Origin of the sequence: Pseudorhodoplanes sp., from assembly GCF_035565855.1 — a bacterium.
GTDB lineage: Bacteria > Pseudomonadota > Alphaproteobacteria > Rhizobiales > Xanthobacteraceae > Pseudorhodoplanes.
Genome location: NZ_DATMRX010000355.1, coordinates 1 through 5,638, shown reverse-complemented (window position 1 = coordinate 5,638; position 5,638 = coordinate 1). Strand labels below are relative to the sequence as shown.

At 62.5% G+C, this 5,638-nt stretch carries 5 protein-coding genes; 2 read left to right on the top strand and 3 right to left on the bottom strand.

The window, feature by feature from the left end; genetic code table 11:
- The 3 genes from VN004_RS20325 to VN004_RS20315 all read right to left on the bottom strand — a co-directional run.
- On the bottom strand, positions 1-1,613 hold a 1,613-nt coding region (locus tag VN004_RS20325), incomplete at its 3' end, for an exopolysaccharide transport family protein (RefSeq protein ID WP_325613993.1).
- Between the two features lie 115 nt (positions 1,614-1,728).
- Entirely contained in the window at positions 1,729-3,204 is a 1,476-nt protein-coding gene (locus tag VN004_RS20320; protein ID WP_325613992.1) for an outer membrane beta-barrel protein, read from the bottom strand.
- Positions 3,205-3,346: 142 nt separating this feature from the next.
- Positions 3,347-3,940 (bottom strand): polysaccharide biosynthesis/export family protein, encoded by a 594-nt coding sequence (locus tag VN004_RS20315; protein WP_325613991.1) that lies wholly within the window; start codon positions 3,938-3,940, stop codon positions 3,347-3,349.
- A gap of 343 nt (positions 3,941-4,283) precedes the next feature.
- On the opposite strand from VN004_RS20315, the gene VN004_RS20310 reads away from it, so the two are divergent.
- Positions 4,284-4,424, top strand: a complete 141-nt coding sequence (locus tag VN004_RS20310) for a hypothetical protein (protein WP_325613990.1) — start codon at positions 4,284-4,286, stop codon at positions 4,422-4,424.
- A 210-nt stretch (positions 4,425-4,634) separates the two neighbouring features.
- Positions 4,635-5,399 carry a sugar transferase gene (locus tag VN004_RS20305; RefSeq protein WP_325613989.1) on the top strand — a complete coding sequence of 255 codons (765 nt, stop codon included), beginning with the start codon at positions 4,635-4,637 and terminating at the stop codon, positions 5,397-5,399.
- Positions 5,400-5,638 lie beyond the last annotated feature (239 nt).

Here is a 5,638-nt window from a genome sequence, read left to right as displayed (position 1 = left end):
AGCGTCGTCTTGCCCTCTCCCTCGATCGCTGACGTCAGCATGATCGTCTGCATCGGCCGGATGCGCGCTTCGCGCTGAACTGACAGGCGCACGGCACGGATCGCTTCGGCGAAGACTGAATTGGGCTCCTCGATAATGTAGCGCATCAAGGGCGGCTGCAGCGCCAGCGGCAGCATCCGGGTCGGTTGCTCCTGGTAACTGGCCAATTCGTCGCGGCCGCGTTTGGTGATCCGCGACAGTTCTCTCAGACCGACCAGCGGCAGCGAGGCAATGCCGGGCACGCCCGAGATCGCTTCGACCTGATCGATGGTCTTCACGCGTCGGTCGAAACGATCGACGGCGATGGCGATGATCGAGCCGAAGGCGGCGCCAAGCGGGATGGCGAGGCCGAGGAACAGCCAGGCCTTGGGGAACGACGGCTGTGTCGGCGCGCTGGCCGTGGTCACGATGCGCGCTTCCGGCAAATCGAGGGTTTCGCGCGCACTGGCTTCCTTGTAACGGCCAAGGAAAGATTCATAGAGTGCGCGATTGGCGTCGGCCTCGCGCTGCAGTTCCCGTAGCCGGACTTCCGCCTGACCCGATTCGCTGGAGATGTTCTGCAGGGCCGCGAGGCTCTTCTCAAGCGAGGCTTCGCGGGCGGCGGCAACCTCGTAACTGTGGCGCCGGCTCTGCAGGATGCGCTGGACTTCGGCGCTGATCAGCTTCTGCGTGTCGCGCAGCTGGGCTTTGACCGCCGTAACCTGCGGGTGCTGCGGGCCGTAACGGCTGGTGAGATCGGCTTCGTTCATCGTCAATTGCGCGTATTGCCCGCGCAGCTTGGCGATCGTCTCTGAGGCCAGCGCTTCGCTCAGCGAACCCGGATCGGCCTTGCTCTTGGCGATTTCGGCGACCTGGTCGTACTTGGCGCGCGCTTGGGCGGCTTCAGCGCGGGCCTCCACCAGCTTGCTGTTCAGGTCGGTGATCTGCTGGCTATTGACCGTCTCCCCTTGACTCAAGGTCAGGTTATGGGCGCCGCGGAACTCTTCGACTGCCTTGTCGGAGGCGAGAACCCGCGCCTTGAGGTCGTTGAGCTGATTGTTGAGCCAGCCCGCTGCCATCTTGGTGGCGTCCGATTTGGAGCGAACCAGTTCCTCGAAATACGCTTGAGAGATGGCGTTGGCGACGCGGGACGCGGTTTCCGGATTCTGTGCGTTGACGTTGATGTCGATGAGGAAGCTGTTGCGCTGGCGCGCCACCTTCAGACGGCTCTGCAGCACGGCGACCGCGCCCATGCGCGCTGCTTCCTGCGGATTGACATTCGATGCCGGCGGCTCGACGAACAGGCGCTTGACCGGCGCCAACAGGCCGGGCTTCGGCTTGAATTCGGGGTCCTCAGTAAGCTTCAATTCGTCGACCACGCGCCGCAGCACCGCGACCGACTGAGCCAGCAGCACCTGGCTTTCGATCGCCGCATCATCGGTCGACGGTGCCTGGACCTGGGTCTGCTTGGCGTCGAGGTTGATCACATTGGGGCGCCGCGGATCGATCAGGACGGTCGCCGTCGCGGTATAGAGCGGTTTGATGAACACGAGTGCAAGTCCCGCCGCCGCGGCGAAGACAAACATGGTCAACATGATCAAGGCGATTCGCCGCCGCAGAATGCGAAAGATCTCGGCGAGCCTCACGCCCTCCCAACCGGAGGCACTGAGGGCGGGATCCGCCTCGTAGGACACCGGGGCCGGAACGTACTCAGTAGCGCGTTGTGACATTCAAACCCACCTCATGCTTGTCGTAGCTCGCCGACGGCGTATTGCTCTCGCGGCGGAAATATTGGTGCTGAAGTGAGATGGAGCTGTAACGATTGAGCTTGTATGTGAGCTCGGTCAGTGTCGAAAATACGTCGTCATTGCGCGCCTGACCGAAGAATTTGTCACGCTCGAAGGTGGCTGCGGCCGACAACACAATATTGCGGCGGAGTTCGTAATCGGCGCCGACCTGAATCGCGTCTGCGCGGATGCCGCCCGCGACCGTATCGGCCGCTTGCGTCACGAGCCGCTCGGCCTTGACGTGCACGTCGAGCAAGCGCGTGACGCTCCAGTTGATGAGGCCGCGGTAAGTCGGCCCCTCGATGGTTCCGATGGTCGGATCCTCGAAGCGCTGGCTGGCGTAACCGGCGCTCAATTCGCCGGTGACGAGGCGGCCGAGCTGCAAATTGACGCCGGCGAGCGCGCGGTAACCATTGGAGCTGAGCGATTGCGCCGGAGTGCCCTTGAGGCTGCGACGGTTTACTTCGGCGGCAGTGAAGAGGCCGAGGTTGCCCGTCATGGCGTAGTCGAGCCGGCCATGCAGCGCATCGATATGTCCGTCGCGAGCGTCCTGGTTGATGATCGAGCCATTGATCGCGCGCGTCGAGCCGAAATTATAGGCGTCGGAGCGTAGCCCAATGGAGCCGGCCCATCGGCCGCTCTGTTGCCAGTAGGTCACATCAGCGGAGTTCAAAGTGTAGGGCGTCGGTTCCGCCGCGTTGGTCGGCGACGTCAGCGAGCCGACGCCTTCGTGCAGCAGCGCCGTGCGAAAGCTGGTGAGGATCGCGGCATTGCGCCAAAGATCGATACGGCCGCGAAGACGCAAATTGGCGTCGGTCTGATCGAGCTGCGAAAACCGGCGATAACTGGTCGACGTCACGCTACCTTGCAGATCAATGCCATGCCGTTCCCACAGCGACCTGACTTCAAGCGACGGCTTGATCGTGGCCGACAGATCGCCGCGCTTGTCGCTGCCGGAGGCGAAGACATTATTATCGTAACGCACGCCGCCGGTGAGCGACGGATGGAACATCCATGGCCCGGCGCGAATGCCGACACTCTCGTAACCCGGCTGTTGCCGTGTCTTCACCGGCGTATCCTCCGGCGCGAGGGCTTCGCCGCTCTGGGCCCAAAGCTGCGCAAAGGGCACGGGCTCGAACACCTCGAGCGAACTCCAGGGCGGCGCTGGCGACGGAACGAGCGGCGTGACGACTTGGGCGCGGGCAGCCGGCGCCCACGCGAGGAATGCGACGATAACGATGCCCGCTGCGGCGACAACACGGCGTTCGGCAAGATACTCATCGCGATGGAACTTGATGCGGGCGTCGCGCTTGTCTCCACAGTCGTCGCTCCAATAGCGCTGGCGCCGCAAGTCATGGCGCCGGCGATCTCCGCACAGCATCGGCGTCAACGATGACATCCGCGGTCCGTTCCGCACTGCAGCAGAAATATTGCGCGTCGCGATGACAGGCGTATGTGCGCCATGACGCAGGCGTATGCGCGCATTGCATCCGCTGCGAACAACGCTAGCCCAATTAATCGGCACGATGCTCAAGCGCCGTTCACAGGAATCGTTCAGGAACAGTGATGTTGTCGCCCGGCGAAACCGACGGGTTTGCATCCATAGGACGCGTGATCTGCGCATTGGAACCTGAGGAGCGCACAAGGACACGGCTTTCATTCGCCCGATAAGTGTATCCGCCTGCCAACGCCACTGCGTCGGCGACGGTCAGGCCGGGCTTGTAAGGGAACTCACCGGGCTTTTTGACCTCACCGCGGATATAAAATGGCGCGTAAGTGGTGATTTGAACATTGACGCGCGCGTCCTTGAGGATCGAGCCGTTCAAGCGTGCGGCTATGCGGCGTTCGAGTTGCTCCACGGTGAGCCCGACCGCCTTGACGCGTCCCGCCACGGGAATCGACAGTGAGCCAGAGCTGTCGACCGTATAGTCGCCGGTGATCGTTTGCTCGTTGTAGACCTGCACGTGCAACTGATCGTTGGTGTGCAACGTGTAAGGGCTGAGCACCGCAGGCCGCGCCGCCGGCTCCTGATATGCGAAAACTCCTGACGATCCCGCAGAGCTGCAGCCGGTGATGGTCGACAAGCCTGCAAGGCCGATCAGAAGAATCGCCAATCGACCGAAAACTTGCTTCATTGTTCCCCCTTACGCACTTGGATACCAGAGCGAGTCGTCGCGCTGCGACGCGTTCGATGTTGAAAGTCTCGAGTTCACATCAGCCCCAAAGTCGGCAACCGCAACGGTGCGCGTTGGTTCCGCGCAAACGGAAAAAATTGACGGCGTAAAGTCGAGTTCACGACGTTGCAAGAGAGTGACGCACACGTGTCAGAACATCCGTGTGACGAAACGATGAAGTGCTGCAATGATGAGCGCCCAGGCGAGAAAGTTCGCGATGAGAAGCCAAAAGCGTAAGCACATGTTACGTCTCAGCGGCGTAACGCAGATCGATGCATGAAAATGCGGCGGTGAGGTGCGTGACATGCACACGATCTGGCACGTAGTGGCGCGGTCTTATTCTAACGGTTGTGTGACGCGCTCGTTCATCGTCGGCCTCATCCTGAAACATTTCTTGATCGACGCGTTGCTTGTCACCGTCGCGATGAATGCGAATCGCGACTGATACGAATGTTCGGCATTCGTGATGGTGCACCGCCACACTTTCTCCAAGAAGGACGATAGTCTGTCTCTCGCAAAGCGGCGCGGACCCGGTCGGGGGCGATACACACGATGCGAATCGTTAACGGCAGTCCGCAAGAGTCGCAGCAACAGGGAGGGCGCACGGGGGCGGTTGTCCATTCGTGCACTGAGCAACACTGTAATGGAGCGAACGATGGCCCTCTCTGCTTCGCTGCCCGCAATGCGGGACGACTCGGTATCGGTTTGGCACCGTAAGCAGCCGCTCTTCCGGCCCGGCGTGAGCTATAGCGATCGGCCGCGGCCGCCACGCCGACGGCTCTATTATCTCTCGCATCGCGGTGCGCTCAGTGAGCCGACGCGGTCGCGCACGAAGCGCCTGTTCGACGCATCGTGCGCCAGCCTCGCGCTGCTGGCGTTTGCGCCGCTGTTCGGCGGCATCGCGCTGGCGATCAAGCTGACCTCGCCAGGCCCCGTCTTCTTCACGCAATATCGCTACGGCCACCGCAACCATCGCTTCCGCATCTTTAAATTCCGCACGATGCATACGCATCTGGGTGACAAGCGGGGCGTGGCGCAGACCGTGAGCAACGACCCGCGTGTCACGGCGGTCGGCCGGGTCTTGCGGAAGACCAGCCTCGACGAGTTGCCGCAACTCATCAACGTCATTCGCGGCGACATGTCGCTGGTCGGGCCGCGGCCGCACGTGCCCGGTATGCAGGCGGCAGACACGCTCTATGAGAATCTGGTGCCGTACTACTTTCAGCGGCACACGATCCGGCCGGGCATCACCGGCCTGGCGCAGGTCAGCGGCTGCCGTGGCAGCACCGCCAAAGCCGAGGCCGCGATCTCGCGCGTCGATTACGATCTCCAGTATATCGAGCGATGGTCGCTGTGGCTGGACATCAAGATCATCTGGTGGACGGTGAAGCGCGAGTTCTTCTTCGGCAAAGCCGAGTAGGCGGTTCTGAAGATCGGCGGCTCCGCGTCGGCACAACGTGCCGCGCGGGCGAGGGGAGTATGGCGGCATGAACGCACCCAATGACGCCGCAACAGGCGTCGAGGCGCTCGAGGTCCAGCCGACCTCGGGCAAGCGGCTCGCCGGCATCGAAGGCCTGCGAGCCGCCGCCGCTCTCTCGGTCATGCTCGGCCACTTCAATCTGCACCTTGTGCCCGCCGAGATGGTCCCGCCTCTGGGGC

Excerpts from the sequence above, each read along its gene's own strand:
- VN004_RS20310 (WP_325613990.1), top strand. The coding sequence starts at position 4,284 with ATGCACACGATCTGGCACGTAGTGGCGCGGTCTTATTCTAACGGTTGT.
- VN004_RS20305 (WP_325613989.1), top strand. The coding sequence starts at position 4,635 with ATGGCCCTCTCTGCTTCGCTGCCCGCAATGCGGGACGACTCGGTATCG.
- VN004_RS20315 (WP_325613991.1), bottom strand. The coding sequence starts at position 3,940 with ATGAAGCAAGTTTTCGGTCGATTGGCGATTCTTCTGATCGGCCTTGCA.
- VN004_RS20320 (WP_325613992.1), bottom strand. The coding sequence starts at position 3,204 with ATGTCATCGTTGACGCCGATGCTGTGCGGAGATCGCCGGCGCCATGAC.